Raw genomic sequence first — 18,256 nt, forward strand, 5'->3', positions numbered from 1 at the left:
CATGCACGTCCTCGTGGTGCACAACCGCTATGCCTCGGCGCAGCCGAGCGGCGAGAACAAGGTCGTCGACCAGGAGGTGGAGCTGCTGCGCTCCGCCGGTCACCGGGTCGAGCTGTTCGAGCGGCGCAGTGACGACATCGGCGCCAAGTCCCTGCTGGGCAAGGCCGCGCTGCCGCTTCTCGTGCCGTGGAACCCGTCGGTCCGCACGGAGCTCGCGGCCCGGCTGCGTGCCGACCGGCCGGACGTCGTCCACGTCCACAACGTCTTCCCGCTGCTGTCGCCCGCGGTCCTCGCCGCCTGCGCCGACGCCGATGTGCCCGCCGTCGCCACCCTGCACAACTACACCCAGGTCTGCCCGCCCGGCACGCTCCAGCGGGACGGCGCCGCGTGCACCGAGTGCGTGGGGGGCTCGGCGCTGCCCGCCGTCCGGCACGGCTGCTACCGGAACTCCCGGCTCGCCACCGTCCCGCTCGCGGTCAGCCTGACGGTCAACCGGCGGCGCTGGTGGTCCGGCGTGGAGCGCTTCCTGTGCATCTCCGCGGCGCAGCGCGACGTGCTGGCCGAAGCGGGCATGCCGGCCGAGCGGCTGGCGGTGAAGCACAACTTCGTCCCGGACCCGGGCAGTTGCCGGGCGGGGGAGGGCGAGCACCTGCTCTTCCTCGGCCGGCTCGCCGAGGCGAAGGGCCTGCGGCTGCTCATGGCCGCCTGGGACGAACTCGCGGCCGACGGCGGACCGGGGGTACCGCTCGTCATCGCCGGCACCGGTCCGCTGGAGCGCGAGGTGGCCGACTGGGCGGCGGGCCGGGACGACGTGCGCTACGCCGGTCTGCTGGACACGGCGGAGTGCCGCAAGGCCATCGCGAGCGCGATCGCCGTGGTGGCTCCCTCGACATGGCTGGAGGCCTTCGGGCTGGTGGCCGTCGAGGCGATGGCGGCCGGGGTGCCGGTCGTCGCCGCCGGGCACGGCGCGTTCGTCGAACTCGTCGAGGACGGCGTCACCGGGCTGCTGCACCGGCCCGGCGATGCCGCCTCGCTCGCGACCTGCCTGCGGCGGATCGCGGCCGACCCGGCCCGCAACCAGGAGATGGGCCGGGCGGCCCGGGGCCGGTACGAGCGGGGCTTCAGCCCGGCCGTCGGCCTGGCGCGCCTGGAGGAGGAGTACCGCACCGCGATCGCGGGGCGGTCGGCAATGACTCGCGGCGGGGACACCCGCGCGAGCAGGGGGGATGGGGAAAGTACATGACACGATGCCGACTCTGCGGCTCGGAAGCCATGGCGAGCGTCGTCGACCTTGGGGCGACACCGCCGTGCGAGAGCTTCCTCGCCGCTGACCGACTGGACCAGCCGGAGCCGGCGTACCCGCTCCACCTGCGGGTCTGCACCGATTGCTGGCTGGCGCAGATCCCGCCGCTCATCACACCCGAGGAGACGTTCAAGGAGTACGCGTACTTCTCCTCGTTCTCCACCTCCTGGGTGGAGCACGCGCGCACCTTCGTCGCCGACGCCGTGGAGCGGGCGGAACTCGGCGCCGACGCCTTCGTGGTCGAGGTGGCGAGCAACGACGGCTACCTGCTGAAGCATGTCGTGGACCGCGACATCCGCTGCCTGGGCATCGAGCCGTCGGTGAACGTCGGCGCGGCCGCCCGGGACGCGGGCGTGCCCACGCTCACCGAGTTCCTCAGCCCGGAGACCGGGGCGGCCGTGCGCGCCGAACACGGCCCGGCGAACCTCGTCGTGGCGAACAACGTGTACGCGCACATCCCCGACGTCATCGGGTTCACCCAGGGCCTGCGCGCGCTCGTCGCCGACGACGGCTGGGTCTCCATCGAGGTGCAGCACCTGCTGACCCTGATCGAGGAGAACCAGTACGACACGATCTACCACGAGCACTTCCAGTACTACACGGTCGCCTCCGCGATCCGGGCCCTGGCCAGCGGCGGACTCACCCTCGTGGACGTCGAGCTGCTGCCCACCCACGGCGGCTCCATCCGGCTGTGGGCCCGCCCCGCCGAGACGGCCGGCGAGCCCTCGCAGGCGGTGACCGACGTCCTGGCCCGCGAGAAGGCCGCCGGGCTCCAGGAGCTGTCCGGGTACACCGAGTTCTCCGCCCGCGTCGCCAAGGTCCGCCGCGACCTGCTGCGGTTCCTCATCGAGGCCGCCGACCGCGGCGAGACCGTCGTCGGCTACGGCGCCCCCGGCAAGGGCAACACCCTGCTCAACCACTGCGGCATCCGGCCCGACCTGCTCGCCTACACGGTCGACCGCAACCCGTACAAGCACGGCCGGTACACCCCGGGCACCCGGATCCCGATCCTCGCGCCCGAGCAGATCGCCGCCGACAAGCCCGACTACGTCCTCGTCCTCCCCTGGAACCTGCGGGCCGAACTGGTCGAGCAGCTCGCCTTCGTCCACGAGTGGGGCGGCCGACTCGTCTTCCCCATTCCCGAACTGAGCGTCGTCGAGGCCGCGTCGTCGAAGGAGGTCACAGCATGAAGGTCGTTCTCTTCTGCGGCGGTTACGGGATGCGGATGCGCAGCGGCGCCACCGACGACGTCCCCAAGCCGATGGCGATGGTCGGACCCCGGCCGCTGATCTGGCACGTCATGCGCTACTACGCGCACTTCGGCCACACCGAGTTCATCCTGTGCCTGGGCTACGGCGCCCACCACATCAAGGAGTTCTTCCTCAACTACGAGGAGACGACGTCCAACGACTTCGTGCTCCGCGGCGGCCGAACCGAGCTGCTGTCCACCGACATCTCCGACTGGACGATCACCTTCGCCCAGACCGGCATCGAGTCGCCCATCGGTGAGCGGCTGCGCCGGGTGCGCCACCACCTCGACGGTGACGAGATGTTCCTCGCCAACTACGCCGACGTGCTCACTGACGCCCCGCTGCCGGAGATGATCGACCGGTTCGCCGAGCGCGACGCGGGCGCCTCCATGATGGTCGTGCCGCCCCAGTCCTCCTTCCACTGCGTGGAGCTGGCCGAGGACGGCCTCGTCGGCGGCATCACCGCGGTGAGCGACATGCCGCTGTGGGAGAACGGCGGCTACTTCGTGCTCCGCCAGGAGGTCTTCGACCACATACCGGAGAACGGCGACCTCGTCGCCGACGGCTGCGGAGCGCTCGCCAAGCAGGGACGGCTCGTGGCGCACCGGCACCGCGGCTTCTGGAAGCCGACCGACACGGTCAAGGAGCGCGCCGCCCTCGACGCCGCCTACGCGCGGGGCGACCGCCCCTGGGCCGTGTGGGAGCAGGACACCGCGGGGGTACGCGCGTGATCCGGCTCGGAGCCGGTCCCCTCGACCGGATCGTCGCCGTCGGCGCCCACTGCGACGACATCGCCATCGGCGCCGGCGGCACCCTGCTCGCGCTGTGCAGCGCGCGGCCCGGCCTGCGGGTCGACGCGCTGGTGCTCTCCGGCGGCGGCACCGACCGCGAGCAGGAGGAGCGGGCCGCGCTCGCCGCCTTCTGCCCCGGCGCCGATCTGCGGCTGACCGTCGACAAGATGCCCGACGGCCGGTTCCCTGCGCACTGGTCGGACGCCAAGGCCGCGGTCGAGGAGCTGCGCGAGCGCTCCGAACCCGACCTGGTCCTCGCCCCGCGCACCGACGACGCCCACCAGGACCACCGCGGCCTGGCACGGCTGATGACCACGGCCTTCCGCGACCACCTCGTGCTCGGCTACGAGATCGTCAAATGGGACGGCGATCTCGGCCGCCCGAACACGTACCAGCCGCTGTCGCCGGAGACCGCCGAACAGAAGATCGCGCTGCTGCAGGAGCACTACCCCTCGCAGCGGCACCGGCCCTGGTACGACCGCGAGGCCTTCCTCGGCCTCGCCCGCATTCGCGGTATCGAATGCCACGCGCGCTACGCCGAGGCGTTCACCGTCACCAAACTCACGCTCGACCTGGGGGATTGAACCTTGCGCGTACTGCTGACCGGACACCAGGGCTACCTGGGCACCGTGATGGCCCCGGTCCTCACGGCCGCCGGACACGACGTCGTCGGCCTCGACGCCGGACTGTTCGCCGACTGCGTCCTCGGCCCCGTGCCCGCCGACCCGCAGGGGCACCGGGTGGACCTGCGCGACGTCACCGCCGAGCACCTGGCCGGTGTCGACGCCGTCATCCACCTGGCCGCGCTGTCCAACGACCCGCTCGGCTCCCTGGCACCCGAACTCACCTACGACATCAACCACCACGCGTCCGTACAGCTGGCCCGGCTCGCCCGCGAGGCGGGGGTGCGGCGCTTCCTGTACGCGTCGACCTGCTCCGTCTACGGCGCCGCGGGCGGTGACGGCCTGGTCGCCGAGGACGCCCCGCTGCGCCCGGTGACGCCGTACGCCGAGTCCAAGGTGCGGGTCGAGGACGACCTGCACGCGCTCGCCGACGACGACTTCACCCCGGTGTACATGCGCAACGCCACCGCGTTCGGCTACTCGCCCCGGCTGCGCGCCGACATCGTCCTCAACAACCTGGTCGGGCACGCGCTGCTGTCCGGCGAGGTCCTCGTCCTCTCCGACGGTTCGCCCTGGCGCCCGCTGGTGCACGCCGCCGACATCGCGCGGGCCTTCACCGCCGCGCTGACCGCGCCCCGGGAGGCGGTGCACGACCGGGCGTTCAACATCGGCACCGAGGCCAACAACGTCACCGTCGCCGAGATCGCCGAGCAGGTCGCCAAGGCGGTCCCCGGGGTGAAGGTGCGGATCACCGGGGAACACGGCGCCGACCCGCGCTCGTACCGCGTGGACTTCTCGCGCTTCCGCGCCGCGATCCCCGGGTTCGACTGCGAGTGGACCGTCCAGCAGGGCGCCCTGGACCTGGCCGAGAAGTACCGCGAGCACGGCCTGACCCGGGAGGACTTCGAGCAGCGCTTCACCCGGCTCGCCGTGCTACGCGCGGCGTCCGAGGCCGGCGCGGTCGACGACACCCTGCGGTGGCGCCGATGACCTCGCCCGGCGAGGAGATGCATGCTCTGGTGGAGCGGATGTACCCGCTCTGCCGGAGCATCACCGGCGACGGCGTGCGCGCCACCCTGGACATCGTCGGGGAGTACGTCCCGCTCCAGGTCCACGAGGTGCCCACGGGCACGCAGGTGCTCGACTGGACGGTGCCGCAGGAGTGGAACATCCGGGACGCGTACGTCGCCGACAGCTCCGGCAGGAGGGTCGTCGACTTCGCCGCGTCCAGCCTGCACGTGCTCGGCTACAGCGTCCCGGTGGCCCGGACCATGCCGCTCGCCGAACTGCGCGAACACCTGCACACCCTGCCGGACCGGCCGAGCTGGGTCCCGTACCGCACCAGTTACTACAAGCCCGAGTGGGGGTTCTGCCTGTCCCAGGACACGCTGGACGCGCTGCCCGACGGCGACTACGAGGTGCGGATCGACTCCACGCTCGCCGACGGGCACCTCACCTACGCCGAGCACGTGGTCCCCGGCCAGGTGCCCGACGAGGTGATCGTCTCCTGCCACGTCTGCCACCCGTCGCTGGCCAACGACAACCTGGCCGGCATCGCCGTGGCGACGTTCGTGGCACGGGAGCTGGCGGAGCGGAACCCGTACTACACCTACCGGTTCATCTACGCGCCCGGCACCATCGGAGCCATCACCTGGCTCGCCCGCAACGCCGAGCGGATCGAGCGGGTCAGGCACGGGATCGTACTGGCCTGCGCGGGGGACAGGGGGCAGCTCACGTACAAGCAGAGCCGACGCGGCGACGCCGAGATCGACCGCGTCCTGCGGCACGTGCTGCGCACCTCCGAACGCCCGCACCAGGTCAACGAGTTCACGCCGTACGGATACGACGAGCGGCAGTACTGCTCGCCCGGGTTCGACCTCGGCGTGGGCTCGCTCACCCGCACCCCGTACGCCGGGTATCCCGAGTACCACACCTCCGCCGACAACCCGGACTTCGTCTCCCCGGAGGCGATGACGGACACCCTCGCGGTGCTCCGCGAGGCGTTCGCCGTGCTCGACCGCAACCGTGCCTACGTCAACCTCAGCCCGTACGGGGAACCGCAGTTGGGCCGCCGCGGGCTGTACGACGCGCTCGGCGGCCGCAGCGACACCAAACAGGCGCAGATGGCCATGCTCTGGGTGCTCAACATGTCCGACGGCGAACACAGCCTGCTGGACGTCGCCGAGCGCTCCGGGCTGCCCTTCGACACCGTCGCCGCCGCGGCCGACGCCCTGCACGGCGCCGGGCTGGTCAAGCCATGACGCCGATGACCACCGAGGGGGAGAACGCGAAGACCACACCGCAACCGGCGGGTTCGGCGAAGCGGGCACTCCTGGGACGGCTGTCCTGGGGCCTCGCCGACCAGGCGGCCTCCAGCATCTCCAACTTCGTGGTCGGCATCTACGTGGCGCGCTCGCTCGGCGTGACCGCGTTCGGCGTGTTCAGCCTCGCCTGGGTCACCTACGGAGTGGTGCTGAACATCTCGCGCGGCCTCGCCACCGACCCGCTCGTCGTCCGCTTCAGCGGCGTGTCCGAGGACTCCTGGCGCGGGGCGGTGGCCCGCTCCACGGGCACCGCGCTCGTCGTCGGCTCCGCCATCGGCGTGGCCTGCCTGGCCGCCGGGCTCGGCCTCGGCGGCCGGGTCGGACCGGCGTTCGCCTGCCTCGGCGTCATGCTCCCCGGTCTGCTGCTGCAGGACGCCTGGCGGTACTCGTTCTTCGCCGCGGGCGTCGGACGCAAGGCGTTCCTCAACGACGTCGTGTGGGGCGTGGCCCTCGTCCCGGCCATGATCGTGGCGGCCCGCGTCGGCACGGTGGCCGCCTTCGTCCTCGCGTGGGGCGCGTCGGCCACCGTGGCGGGCGCCTACGGCTACCTCCAGTCCGGCATCCTGCCCCGGGTCGCCCGGGCCCGCGGCTGGCTGCGCGAACAGCGCGACCTCGGCTACCGCTACCTCGTCGAGAACACCTGCCTGAGCGGCGCCAGCCAGGTGCGCGCCTACGGGCTCGGAGCGATCGTCGGGGTCAGCGCGGTCGGCGCGGTACGCGGCGCGGAACTCCTGATGGGCCCGTTCCTCGCCGTCCTGATGGGCCTCTCCCTCGTCACCGTCCCCGAGGCGGCCCGGGTACTGCGGCAGGCCCCGCAGCGCCTCTACCGGTTCTGCCTCCTCCTCGGCGGCGGGCAGGCCGCCGGAGCGCTGCTGTGGGGCTCGGCGCTGCTGCTGATGCCGGACCGGGCGGGCGAACTCGTCCTCGGCGACGTCTGGGACTCCGCCTCCCGGCTCATCGTGCCGATCACCCTCGGCGTCGCGGGCGCCGGCCTCGGCACCGGCGCGGCGGCCGGCCTCCGGGCGCTCGGCGCCGCCCGCCTCAGCCTGCGCTCCCAGCTGTTCGCCTCCGCCTGCTACGTCGGCGGCGGACTCGGCGGAGCGGCCGCCGGCGGCACGGTCGGCTCGGCCTGGGGCGTCGCCGCGGCGACGCTGATCGGCTCCGCCGTGTGGTGGCTGTCCCTGCGGTCGGGCCTGCGCCATCACCACCCCATTCCCGAAGTGAGGACCACATGACCCCCCACCCCAGGCTGAGCGTCGGCCTGCCCGTCTACAACGGCGAGGAGTATCTGGCCGAGTCCCTCGACGCCCTGCTCGGCCAGACCTACGAGGACTTCGAGCTGATCATCTCGGACAACGCCTCGACCGACGGCACCCAGGACATCTGCCGCCTGTACGCGGCCAAGGACTCCCGGATCCGCTACCAGCGGCTGCCCCGCAACGTCGGCGCCACCCCGAACCACAACCGGCTGCTCGACGAGGCGCGCGGCGAACTGTTCAAGTGGGCCTCGCACGACGACCTGTACGGCCGCGACCTGCTGCGCCTGTGCGTGGCGGCGCTCGACGAGCATCCCGACGTGATCCTCGCCCACACCGACCAGGCGGTCATCGACGGCGACGGCAGGGTGACCGTTCCCTACGACTACACGCTCGCCACCGGCTCGCCGCACGCGCCGGAGCGCTTCCGCAGCCTGCTCTTCGAACCCGGCGGCGACGACTTCTACGGCGTGATGCGCACCGACGTGCTGCGCCGCGTGAAGGCCATGGACAGCTACCACCACGCCGACCGCACCTACGTCGCCGAGATCACCCTGCACGGCCGCTTCCACCAGGTGCCCGAACTGCTGTACTTCCGCCGCGACCACCCGGGCCGCGCCGAGCGGGCCAACCCCTCCAAGCGCTCCCGCTGCGTCAACCTCGACCCGCGCCGGGCCGGCCCGCTGCACCCGACGCCCCGGCTGCTCGCCGAATACATCTGGGGCTTCGCCTCCTCGATCCGCCGCGCCCCGCTGTCCCCGGCCGACCGGCGCGCCTGCCGCCGCCACCTGGCCGCCTGGATGACCAGCCGCGTGCGGCCCGGCGCCGGCGAACGCGTGGAGGACCGCGCCCCCGTCGACCCGGCCCATCTCACCGTCTCCGTCGACGACCTCGTCGCAGGACGCGAGGGGAAGCAGCCGTGACCACCACACCTCACAAGCCCCTGCGCGTAGGGGTGTTCGGACTGCTCGGCTCCGGCAACCTCGGCAACGACGGATCGCTCGAGGCCGTCCTCGGCTACCTCCGCACCGACCACCCCGACGCCGAGGTGGACGCGCTGTGCGGCGGCCCCGAGGCCGTGACGGAACGCTTCAGGATCCCCGCGACCCGGCTGCACTGGAACCGCTCGGAGTACCGCACCGCCTCCCGCGCGGGATCCGTCGCGGCGAAGGGACTCGGCAAACTCGTCGACGTCTTCCGCACCGCGTCCTGGGTGCGCCGGCACGACGTGGTGATCGTCCCGGGCATGGGCGTCCTGGAGGCCACCCTCCCGCTGCGGCCGTGGGGATTCCCGTACTCCCTGTTCCTGCTCTGCGCGAGCGGCCGGCTGCTGCGCACCCCGGTCGCGCTCGTCAGCGTCGGCGCCGCCGAGATCCGCAGCCGCCCCACCCGCGCCCTGGTGCGCTGGTCCGCGCGGTGCGCCGCCTACCGCTCCTACCGGGACGCGCCGTCCCGCGACGCGATGCGGGCCATGGGCGTGGACACCGCCCGCGACGAGGTCTACCCGGATCTCGCGTTCTCCCTGCCGGCGCCACGGGCGGGCACGCCCGCCGGCCCGCCCGGCACGGTCTGCCTCGGCGTCATGGACTTCCACGGCGGCAACGACGACCGGGCCCGGGCCGACGAGATCCACCGGCGCTACCTCGACGGCACCATCCGCTTCGTGCGCACCCTGACCGACGAGGGCCGGCCCGTCCGCATCCTCACCGGCGACCAGTGCGACACGGCGGTGGTCGACGCGATCCTCGACGCCGTCGACTCGCCCCTGGTCAGCGCGGCCGAACCGGCCTCCCTGGCCGACCTGATGGACGAGATGGCCGCCGCCGACACCGTCGTCGCGGTCCGCTACCACAACCTGATCTGCGCCCTGAAGACCGGCGTCCCCGTCCTCGCCCTCTGCTACGCCACGAAGAGCGAGGCGCTCATGGAGCGGATGGGCCTCGGCGCGTACTGCCACCCGGCGCGCGAGGTCGACGCCGACCGGCTGCTCGAACAGTTCCGCGCACTGGAGAAGCGATCGGCGGAACTGCGGCGGACACTCATCGAGAGCAACCGCACCGCGGCGGAGCAACTCGCCGCCCAGTTCACCGCGTTGACCACCACCCTCTTCCCGGCGAACCCCCACGCCAAGGCCCTGCGGGAGACAGCATGAAGGCGATCGAAGTCCCCGAGATCGACGGGGCGTTCCTGCTCGAACCGACACCGCACGCCGACGAACGCGGCTTCTTCTGCCGCACCTTCGACGCCGAGGTGATCCGCTCGGTGGGCCTCGACCCGAACGCCTTCGTGCAGGACAGCGTGTCCCGCACGGCGCGCGGCGTGGTGCGCGGCCTGCACCTGCGCTCCGGCGCCGGCGAGGCCAAGCTGGTGCGCTGCTCGCACGGGAAGATCTTCGACGTCGTCGTCGACCTGCGCCCCGCGTCGGCCACCTACCGCAACCGGGCCTTCTTCGAACTGTCCGGCGACACCCAGAAGACCCTCTACATCCCGGCGGGGTGCGCGCACGGCTTCCAGTCGCTCACCGAGACCGCCGACACGTCGTACCGGATCGACCGCCCGCACGATCCGTCCGAGGACGTGACGATCGCCTTCGACGACCCGGAGTTCGCCATTCCATGGCCGCTGCCGGTCACATCGATGTCCCAACGGGACCGGGAGGCACCCCGCCTCGCCGAGATCCTGAAACTCCAGAGAGGATGACGACGGCTTGCACCAAAACAACATGTCGCTGCCCCGATCCCTGGCGGCGAACGAACGACTGCACGAACTGATCCCCGGAGGCGCGCACACCTACGCCAAGGGCGACGACCAGTACCCCGAGGACCTGGCCCCGGTCATCAGCCACGGGCAGGGCGCGCAGGTGTGGGACGTCGACGGCAACCGCTACGTCGAGTACGGCTCCGGCCTGCGCTCGGTCAGCCTCGGCCACGCCCATCCGAAGGTGCTGGAGGCGGTGCGCCGCGAACTGGACCGGGGGAGCAACTTCGTCCGGCCGTCCATCCTGGAGGTCGAGGCCGCCGAGCGCTTCCTCGCCACCGTGCCGACGGCCGACATGGTGAAGTTCGCGAAGAACGGCTCCGACGTGACCACCGCCGCGGTCCGCCTGGCCCGCGCCGTCACCGGGCGCGCACGGGTGGCGATCTGCGCCGACCAGCCGTTCTTCTCGGTCGACGACTGGTTCATCGGGACCACACCGATGTCCTCCGGCATCCCCGATGCGATCAACGAACTCACCGTGACGTTCCCGTACGGAGACCTGGCCGCCACCGAAGAACTGCTGACCCGGTACCGGGACGAGATCGCCTGCCTGATCCTCGAACCCGCGGGCCACACCGAGCCGCCCGCCGGCTACCTCGCGGGCCTGCGCGAACTGGCCGACCGGTACGGCTGCCTCCTGGTGTTCGACGAGATGATCACTGGTCTGCGCTGGTCCGAGGCCGGCGCCCAGGGCCTCTACGGTGTCGTCCCCGACCTGTCCACGTTCGGCAAGGCGCTCGGCAACGGGTTCGCGGTCTCCGCGCTGGCCGGCCGCCGCGACCTGATGGAGCGCGGCGGTCTGCGGCACGCACACGAGCGGGTCTTCCTGCTGTCCACCACCCATGGCGCGGAGACACACTCCCTGGCGGCCGCGACCGCCGTCCTCACCACCTATGTGGAGGAAGGCATCACGGCCCGGCTGCACACACTCGGCGAGCGGCTGGCGGCAGGTGTGCGCGAGGCCGCGGCGACGGCGGGCGTCGCGGACCACGTCGTCGTCCGCGGCCGGGCCAGCAACCTCGTCTTCGGCACCCTCGACGAGAAACAGCGGCCCTCACAGGAGTACCGCACGCTCTTCCTGCGGCACCTCCTCGCGGGCGGAGTGCTGGCGCCGTCGTTCGTGGTGAGCAGCGCACTCACCGACGCCGACATCGAGCAGACCGTCGACGCGGTCGGCCGGGCGTGCGAGGTGTACCGCAAGGCGCTGGACGTGGGCGACCCCGCTCCCTGGCTCGGCGGGCGGCCGGTCAAGCCCGTCTTCCGCAGCCTGGCGTGACGGGACGTCAGCGACGCACCGGCAGGCCGGCCCCGGACATCCGGCCGGCCGTCCGGTCCACCACCCAGCCGCTCGCCGTGACCACGGCGAGCGCGGTGCACCAGCCGCCGAGGACGTCCGTCGGATAGTGGGCGCCCAGGGCGACCTGGGCCCACCCCATCGCGGCCCCGCCGACCAGCGCCGCGCCGAGCACCAGCGCGAGCCCCGCACTCCTGCCGAGACCCAGCAGACCGGCCACGAACAGCGCCATCGCGACCGCGAGCGCCGTGGCGAAGGCGGTGTGCCCGCTCGGGTACGACAGGTTCCCGGGGCCGTGAATGGTGCGTCCCACCACCTGCTTGAGCAGCGTCGTCGTCACCACGGACGCCACGGCACCCGTGACGACGAGCAGCGCCGCGCGCGGTCGGCGCAGCAGCACACAGCACGCCATGAGGGCCGAGACCAGCGCCACCGAGCCCACGGGCTCCCCGAGGAAGTCGAGGGCCAGGGCGACGCGCCGCCACGGCTGCCCCACGCTGTCCGCCGTCGGATCGACGAACCACCTGTCGACGGTGCCGGGTTCGGTGTGCCCCGCGTACAGGACGGCGAGAGCGGTGACCACCAGCGTGGCGAGCACGGCGACGAGGCCGAGCCACGCGCGCGAGGGCCGGTGGAGCGCCGGGGGCGCCGGCTCGGGCCCGCCGGGTCCCGCACCGCGGGGGTGGCCTTCGTGTCCGCCGTCCAGCTCCGCTTCTGCCAGGCGATCCAACGCGAGCTCCCTGTCGTGTCCGGCCGACCGTCCAGCGACCATCATCACCCCTCGGACGCCGTTCTCGTGCCGGAAACCGGATGATTCGTCAGCTGATGCGCAGCGGTCGCGCGCCTCAACTCGTCGCAACCCCGCGCGAGTGTTACGAGTCGGTCCGAGTCTGCGACAAACAGACATCCACAAGCGCTTGCTGGCGTCATGATGTCTGCCCCGCGTGTACAGAGCGCGGGAGGACCTTGGGGGACCGGTGGCGGGAATACAGGCGGTCGGTGCGGGCGATCCGGAACAGATCGGACCGTATCGGGTGGTGGGCCGGCTGGGTGCCGGCGGCATGGGCCGGGTGTATCTGGCGCGGTCCAAGGGCGGCCGCGCGGTCGCGGTGAAAGTGGTGCGCCCGGAGCTGGCGGAGGACCGGGAGTTCCGGGCGCGGTTCGCGCGGGAGGTCGCCGCGGCGCGCCGGGTGAACGGGGTGTTCACGGCGGGGGTGGTGGACGCGGACGCCGAGGCGGACCCGCCCTGGCTGGCCACCGCCTACGTGCCGGGTCTCTCGCTCGACACCGCGGTGGCCCGGCACGGAGCGTGGGAGGCCGCCCCGGTGGCGACGCTGGCGGCGGGCCTCGCCGAGGCGCTGGAGGCGATCCACGCGGCGGGGCTCGTGCACCGCGACCTGAAACCGTCGAACGTGCTGCTGGCGGCCGACGGACCGCGGGTCATCGACTTCGGCATCTCGACGGCCACCGAGGCGAGCGCCATCACCCGGACCGGAGTGGTGATCGGGACGCCCGGCTTCATGTCGCCCGAGCAGCTGACGGGGGAGCGGGTCGGACCGGCCAGCGACGTGTTCGCGCTGGGCGCGGTCCTCGCGTTCACCGCGTCCGGCTCGGGCCCGTTCGGTACGGGATCGGCGCAGGGCCTCATGTACCGGATCGTGCACGGCGAGCCCGACCTGACCCCCGTGCCCGCCGGGCTGCGGCCCCTGCTCGCGCGCTGCCTGGCCAAGAACCCGGCGGCCCGGCCGCGGGTCGGGGAGCTGCTGGCGGAGCTGACCGACGCGGCGGGCGCGGCCCGTACGACGCTGCTGTTCACCAGCGCGGACTGGCTCCCGGCCGCGGTCGCCGCCGGGGTGCGGGAGGTGCGCGACGGCGTGTCGGAGAGCCGCACCGGCGACACGCCGCCCCCGCCGCGGACACCGCCGCCGTACGGAGCGTCGACCGTCACCGGACCGCGTCCGCAGGCGCCGCCGGTGCCCGCGACGCCCCCGCCCGCCTACACCCCCACGGCGTTTGCCGGGGGACCGACGGGCGGCTTCGGCCCGCCGACGGTGACGCGTCCCGCGCCGCTGCCCGGCGATCCCGGCGGGCCCCCGCGGAACACGTCGCGGGGCCGGCGCGCGGGCGTGGTCGCCGCGGCCCTCGCCGGCGTGCTGGCCATCGGGCTGGTCGCCTGGCAGGCCGATGCCGTCTTCGGCGGGGCGTCCGACGCGGGTTCGAGTGCGAGCCCGTCACCGAGCTACTCCGACTCCTCGCCGTCGTACTCCGACACGCCGTCGCCCTCGGACTCCTCGCTCGTGGTGCCCGCGTCGGACAGCCCGTCCTACAGCCCCTCGCCCAGTGCGTCGGACACCACCCCGTACGAGAGTCCTTCCGACAGCGCTTCGCCCTCCGACTCCACCGAGACGGAGGACCTGTCGGGCCAGTGGGACGGCAGCTACCTCTGCAACCAGGGCATCACCGGCCTGTCGCTCACCATCGAACAGCACGGCGACGGCACCGCCGACGCGGTGTTCTCGTTCTACCCCGCCCCGTCCAACCCGGGGGTTCCCCGCGGCTCGTTCGCGATGGAAGGGACGTACGCGGGCGGTGTCCTGACCCTCCGGGCCAGCCGCTGGATCAACCAGCCGCCCGACTACGCCGCGGTGAACCTGTCGGCGACGTACGACACGTCGACCCCCGACCACCTCGACGGCCTCGTCTACGGGGCGAACTGCACGACCTTCTCGACGGAGCGTTCCTGACCATCGGGGGCGGGGCCCTCCCGGGCCCCGCCCCCGATGGCCGGACGGCGACACGGGCTGCGCACGGGCCCGGCGCTGCATAGAATCTGCGGCCATGTCCAAGCCTGACGCACTGCTCGTGGATCTCGCCGCCACGGTCGAGTCCGAGCAGACTCATCGCATGTCCCTGACCGTGGTCGTCGGCGGCGCCGTCATCACGGGTCTGCTGGCCCCCGAGGCCGTCTGGCGGGAGCGCGTGTCCGAGGTGTTGACGGACTCCTCGGAACTCGGCCCGTTCGCCCGCGTGTTCCCGCTGCCCGCCGACAAGCCCGACGCGGGCCCCACACACCTGCACTTCCACCGCGCCCGCATCCTCCAGGGGACCATGGGCATCCCCGAGACGGGCGGGATGTACCGCGTCCCCATCGAGGACGTGACCGCCTGGACGGTGGGTGACTTCGCCTACTCCGAGCACTGACCGCTGATCGACGCAGGCCGCGAAAGAGATGAGGGGCTCCGCCGGTGGGTACCGGCGGAGCCCCTCGTCCGTTCGGGTGTCAGGCGGTGACGATGTTCTCCGCCGTCGGACCCTTCTGGCCCTGCGCGATGTCGAAGTTCACCTTCTGGCCCTCGACGAGCTCACGGAAGCCCTGCGCGGCGATGTTCGAGTAGTGGGCGAAGACGTCCGGGCCGCCGCCGTCCTGCTCGATGAAGCCGAATCCCTTTTCGGAGTTGAACCACTTCACGGTGCCAGTAGCCATGTCTTGTCTCCTTCGGAGCAGTGATCGGAGCGTGCACTGTGCGCGCTCCGAGTCGCCGCGATGATTGCCCACCCGGAGAAAAACACCGGAAAAACAAAGTTTCGGGAACCACAACTGCAACGCCGCCGACACTAGCAGCCTGTGCCGAATTGTGTGGCTATTTCCTTTCTGCCGAATCGCGGCGGGAGCCACCGGCGCTCGGGTTGCTGCCCGGATCCGGGTGAGTGAGCTTGGTGGAAGAGGTGGGGACCCGGGGTGCGCAGCGGCGCCCTCCGGCCCGACCGCCATTTCCCAAGGAGGACACATGACGAACCCCGGACAGGACCCGAACCAGGCCGAAGGCCCCGCGGACGGCGGTGCGGCGGGCACGCCCGGCGTGCACGACGGCGGCGCGGACGGCGGCGCCGAGGGTCCCGCGGACGGCGGCGCGTCCGGCACCCCGGGTGTGCACGACGGCGGCGCGGACGGCGGCGCGGAGGGTCCCGCGGACGGCGGTGCGGCGGGTACGCCCGGCGTGCACGACGGCGGCGCGGACGGCGGCGCGGAGGGTCCTGCGGACGGCGGCGCGTCCGGCACCCCGGGTGTGCACGACGGCGGAGCCGACGGGGCCGCCGACGAGTCCGGCAGTGGCGCTTGAGCATCACCTCCCTCACGTCCCAGGACGCCGGCGCCCGGCCGGGCACCGGCGTCCTGGACACCCGCCTCACGCGCCTGAGCCGGGAGGACTTCGCCCGGGACCACTGGGCACGCAAGCCCCTGCTCACCCGCTCGGCCGGTGATTTCACCGACCTGTTCTCCGCCGACGCCGTCGACGAACTGGTCTCCCGGCGCGGTCTGCGGACGCCGTTCCTCCGCATGGCCAAGGACGGCGGCACCCTGCCCGACGCGGCGTTCACCTCACCGGCGGGGGTCGGCGCCACGATCGGGGACCAGCTCGACGACACGGCCCTGTGGCGCGGCTTCGCCGACGGCGCGACGCTCGTCCTCCAGGCCCTGCAACGCACCTGGGAGCCGGTGGCCGACCTCGTCGCCGCGCTCGGCACGGAGCTGGGCCACCCGGTGCAGGCCAACGCCTACGTGACCCCGCCGCAGAACCGCGGGTTCGACGACCACTACGACGTGCACGACGTCTTCGTGCTCCAGGTCGCGGGCACCAAACGCTGGATCGTCCACGAGCCGGTCCACCCCGACCCGCTGCGGGACCAGCCGTGGACCGACCGCCGCGCCGCCGTCGCGGAGGCGGCGCGGGGCGAGGCGTACCTCGACACGGTCCTCGCCCCGGGCGACGTGCTCTATCTGCCGAGGGGCTGGCTGCACGCCGCGCAGGCGCAGGGCGCCGTCTCCATCCACCTGACCCTCGGCGTCCACAACTGGACCCGCCACGCGCTGGCCGAGCAGCTGACCCGCTCCGCGCTGGAACTGCTGCGGGACGACCCCGAGATGCGCGGATCCCTGCCCCTGGGCACCGACGGACCGGCCGACGACCTCGCCCTGGTCCGCGAACGCCTCGTCGCGGCCCTCGCACGGACGGACCCGGCTCCCCTCTTCCACCGGACCCGGCGCGGCCAGGCCCGCCCTGCACCACTGGGCCCGCTGGCCCAGCTGCGGGCCGTCGACAACCTCACCCCCGACACACGGGTACGGCTCCGCGAGTCCTTGGAGGCACGCCTGGAGGGCCGCCGCCTGAACACCCGCGCCGGTTGGCTCGACCTCCCCGACGCGGACCTCCCGGCCGTGCGCCGCCTCCTGACCGGCGACCGGGCCCACACCGCCGACGACCTGGGCGTCGCACTCGTCGAACGGCTTCTGCGCGCGGGCGTCCTGCTGCCTGCCGGACGATGACGGGGCAGCGGTGACACCGGCGTCCAGGTTCTTCTGCTCCGACGCCGCCCGCTCCCGCGCGGACCCCCTGGCGGGCACCGCTCCGTACGGCTCGATCTGGATCCTCGTCGAGTACCGGGGCGGCTGGCCGCCGAACGGCTTCGACGGCCTGCCCCTGGAGCCCGACACCAAACGCCTCGTGTTCTCCGCCGCCCAGGCGCTGCGGGCCCGCATCCTGCTGGTCCGGCGCCACGGGCGCCGCCCGGCACAGGGCCCACAGCGCTGGGCGGTCCTGCGCTACGGCCCCGACGGCGCCCACCGGCAGACCTGGGGCACCTGGACGCGCGACGAGGATCTCCTGGGCATCGCCGCCGCCCTGGCCGCCCCCGGCGACCCCGGCGGCCCGCCGGTCGTCCTCGTCTGCGCCCACGGACTGCACGACGCCTGCTGCGCCGTCCGCGGACGGCCCGTGGGGCGGGCGCTGAGCGAGCGCTGGCCGGACCTGGTGTGGGAGTGCACGCACGTCGGCGGGGACAGATTCGCCGCCAACGTCGTGGTCGTCCCCGACGGCGTCTACTACGGCAACCTCGACGCCACGTCGTCAGTCCGGGTTGTCGAGGACCATCTGGCCGACCGCCTGCACGCCGACCACCTGCGGGGCTACACGAACCTCTTCCCGCCCCAGCAGACGGCGATCGCCGCCGTCCTCGCACGCTTCGGCCCGGCCGGCCGGCATCACTACGTGATCGGGGAGACGGTCCGCGACGGCGACCGCTGGCTCGTCCGCGTCACCGGCCGCACGCCCCGCTCGCCGGTCCACGACGTCGACGTACGGTCCCACCGGACCCCACCGCGCCAGCTCACCTGCCGGGGCCGGTCCATGAGTTCCACCGTCGTCTACGAGGCCGTGTTCCGGCAGTGATGTTTGTACGGCCGGGGGAGTGGTCAAGTGGAGGCGGAAGGACACTGGCCGCCCACCGGAGGTGCACATGTTCGAGGCGGAGAACATCCGTGACTGGAGAGACCACGACGTCGTCGACGTCGAGGGACGCAAGATCGGTTCGCTGGAGTCCGTCTACGTGGACACGGCCACCGACCGGCCGGCCTTCGCCGCGGTGACCGTGGGGCTGCCGACACGGAAGCGGCTCACCTTCGTACCGCTGGAGAAGGCGGTCGTCGCACCCGCCCACGTGAAGGTGGCCTGGTCCCGGCAGCAGGTGAAGGACGCCCCGTCCATCGACACCGACGGCGAACTCCTGGCCGAGCTGGAACGAGAGGTGTTCGCCCACTACGGCCTGGACTACGGCCAGGGCGGCACCCGGCGCCTGGCGCGGCGCTGACCGCGCCGGTCCG

Annotated in this window: 19 protein-coding genes; 17 read left to right on the forward strand and 2 right to left on the reverse strand. The window is 72.8% G+C overall.

Annotated features, from left to right (window positions below; translation table 11 throughout):
* Position 1 precedes the first annotated feature (1 nt).
* Genes ABII15_RS36600 through ABII15_RS36650 form a run of 11 tightly spaced genes read left to right on the forward strand, consistent with a single transcriptional unit; the run spans position 2 to position 11,580 of the window.
* A complete protein-coding gene (locus tag ABII15_RS36600; RefSeq protein WP_353946592.1) occupies positions 2 to 1,243 on the forward strand; it encodes a glycosyltransferase in 1,242 nt (413 codons plus the stop codon).
* The gene (locus tag ABII15_RS36605; protein WP_353946593.1) at positions 1,240 to 2,493 is read left to right on the forward strand and encodes a class I SAM-dependent methyltransferase; all 1,254 of its coding nucleotides are present in this window, start codon (positions 1,240 to 1,242) and stop codon (positions 2,491 to 2,493) included. Before ABII15_RS36600 ends, ABII15_RS36605 begins: the two co-directional genes overlap by 4 nt.
* Positions 2,490 to 3,284, forward strand: coding sequence for a glucose-1-phosphate cytidylyltransferase (locus ABII15_RS36610; protein ID WP_353946594.1), 795 nt, complete (start codon positions 2,490 to 2,492; stop codon positions 3,282 to 3,284). Before ABII15_RS36605 ends, ABII15_RS36610 begins: the two co-directional genes overlap by 4 nt.
* The gene (locus ABII15_RS36615; protein WP_353946595.1) at positions 3,281 to 3,928 is read left to right on the forward strand and encodes a PIG-L deacetylase family protein; all 648 of its coding nucleotides are present in this window, start codon (positions 3,281 to 3,283) and stop codon (positions 3,926 to 3,928) included. Before ABII15_RS36610 ends, ABII15_RS36615 begins: the two co-directional genes overlap by 4 nt.
* Before the next feature lie 3 nt (positions 3,929 to 3,931).
* Positions 3,932 to 4,957 (forward strand): SDR family oxidoreductase, encoded by a 1,026-nt coding sequence (locus ABII15_RS36620; protein WP_353946596.1) that lies wholly within the window; start codon positions 3,932 to 3,934, stop codon positions 4,955 to 4,957.
* Complete coding sequence (locus tag ABII15_RS36625; protein ID WP_353946597.1) at positions 4,945 to 6,228, forward strand: DUF4910 domain-containing protein; 1,284 nt, start codon at positions 4,945 to 4,947, stop codon at positions 6,226 to 6,228. The genes ABII15_RS36620 and ABII15_RS36625 overlap by 13 nt, the downstream gene beginning before the upstream one ends.
* Entirely contained in the window at positions 6,225 to 7,526 is a 1,302-nt protein-coding gene (locus tag ABII15_RS36630; protein WP_353946598.1) for a hypothetical protein, read from the forward strand. Before ABII15_RS36625 ends, ABII15_RS36630 begins: the two co-directional genes overlap by 4 nt.
* Positions 7,523 to 8,470, forward strand: coding sequence for a glycosyltransferase (locus tag ABII15_RS36635; RefSeq protein WP_353946599.1), 948 nt, complete (start codon positions 7,523 to 7,525; stop codon positions 8,468 to 8,470). Before ABII15_RS36630 ends, ABII15_RS36635 begins: the two co-directional genes overlap by 4 nt.
* Positions 8,467 to 9,699 (forward strand): polysaccharide pyruvyl transferase family protein, encoded by a 1,233-nt coding sequence (locus tag ABII15_RS36640; protein ID WP_353946600.1) that lies wholly within the window; start codon positions 8,467 to 8,469, stop codon positions 9,697 to 9,699. Before ABII15_RS36635 ends, ABII15_RS36640 begins: the two co-directional genes overlap by 4 nt.
* A complete protein-coding gene (locus ABII15_RS36645; protein ID WP_353946601.1) occupies positions 9,696 to 10,247 on the forward strand; it encodes a dTDP-4-dehydrorhamnose 3,5-epimerase family protein in 552 nt (183 codons plus the stop codon). The genes ABII15_RS36640 and ABII15_RS36645 overlap by 4 nt, the downstream gene beginning before the upstream one ends.
* Before the next feature lie 22 nt (positions 10,248 to 10,269).
* The gene (locus tag ABII15_RS36650; protein WP_353946602.1) at positions 10,270 to 11,580 is read left to right on the forward strand and encodes a glutamate-1-semialdehyde 2,1-aminomutase; all 1,311 of its coding nucleotides are present in this window, start codon (positions 10,270 to 10,272) and stop codon (positions 11,578 to 11,580) included.
* 7 nt (positions 11,581 to 11,587) lie between these two features.
* On the opposite strand, the gene ABII15_RS36655 is transcribed toward ABII15_RS36650, so the two are convergent.
* The gene (locus ABII15_RS36655; protein ID WP_353947314.1) at positions 11,588 to 12,196 is read right to left on the reverse strand and encodes a phosphatase PAP2 family protein; all 609 of its coding nucleotides are present in this window, start codon (positions 12,194 to 12,196) and stop codon (positions 11,588 to 11,590) included.
* Positions 12,197 to 12,575: 379 nt separating this feature from the next.
* Here ABII15_RS36655 and ABII15_RS36660 point away from each other — a divergent pair, with 379 nt between their 5' ends.
* Both ABII15_RS36660 and ABII15_RS36665 read left to right on the forward strand, forming a co-directional pair.
* A complete protein-coding gene (locus ABII15_RS36660; RefSeq protein ID WP_353946603.1) occupies positions 12,576 to 14,342 on the forward strand; it encodes a serine/threonine-protein kinase in 1,767 nt (588 codons plus the stop codon).
* 94 nt (positions 14,343 to 14,436) lie between these two features.
* Positions 14,437 to 14,799: a hypothetical protein gene (locus tag ABII15_RS36665; protein ID WP_353946604.1), complete on the forward strand. Its 363-nt coding sequence runs from the start codon at positions 14,437 to 14,439 to the stop codon at positions 14,797 to 14,799.
* A 79-nt stretch (positions 14,800 to 14,878) separates the two neighbouring features.
* On the opposite strand, the gene ABII15_RS36670 is transcribed toward ABII15_RS36665, so the two are convergent.
* Positions 14,879 to 15,082, reverse strand: a complete 204-nt coding sequence (locus ABII15_RS36670; protein ID WP_353946605.1) for a cold-shock protein — start codon at positions 15,080 to 15,082, stop codon at positions 14,879 to 14,881.
* A 304-nt stretch (positions 15,083 to 15,386) separates the two neighbouring features.
* Here ABII15_RS36670 and ABII15_RS36675 point away from each other — a divergent pair, with 304 nt between their 5' ends.
* The 4 genes from ABII15_RS36675 to ABII15_RS36690 all read left to right on the forward strand — a co-directional run bounded on the left by ABII15_RS36675 (position 15,387) and on the right by ABII15_RS36690 (position 18,243).
* Complete coding sequence (locus ABII15_RS36675) at positions 15,387 to 15,719, forward strand: BatC protein (RefSeq protein WP_353946606.1); 333 nt, start codon at positions 15,387 to 15,389, stop codon at positions 15,717 to 15,719.
* Positions 15,716 to 16,924: a cupin domain-containing protein gene (locus ABII15_RS36680; RefSeq protein WP_353946607.1), complete on the forward strand. Its 1,209-nt coding sequence runs from the start codon at positions 15,716 to 15,718 to the stop codon at positions 16,922 to 16,924. The genes ABII15_RS36675 and ABII15_RS36680 overlap by 4 nt, the downstream gene beginning before the upstream one ends.
* 10 nt (positions 16,925 to 16,934) lie before the next feature.
* Positions 16,935 to 17,825: a sucrase ferredoxin gene (locus tag ABII15_RS36685; protein ID WP_353946608.1), complete on the forward strand. Its 891-nt coding sequence runs from the start codon at positions 16,935 to 16,937 to the stop codon at positions 17,823 to 17,825.
* 67 nt (positions 17,826 to 17,892) lie between these two features.
* Entirely contained in the window at positions 17,893 to 18,243 is a 351-nt protein-coding gene (locus tag ABII15_RS36690; protein ID WP_353946609.1) for a PRC-barrel domain-containing protein, read from the forward strand.
* Positions 18,244 to 18,256 lie beyond the last annotated feature (13 nt).

Origin of the sequence: Streptomyces sp. HUAS MG91 (assembly GCF_040529335.1) — a bacterium.
In the GTDB taxonomy this organism is placed as follows: Bacteria; Actinomycetota; Actinomycetes; order Streptomycetales; family Streptomycetaceae; genus Streptomyces; species Streptomyces tabacisoli.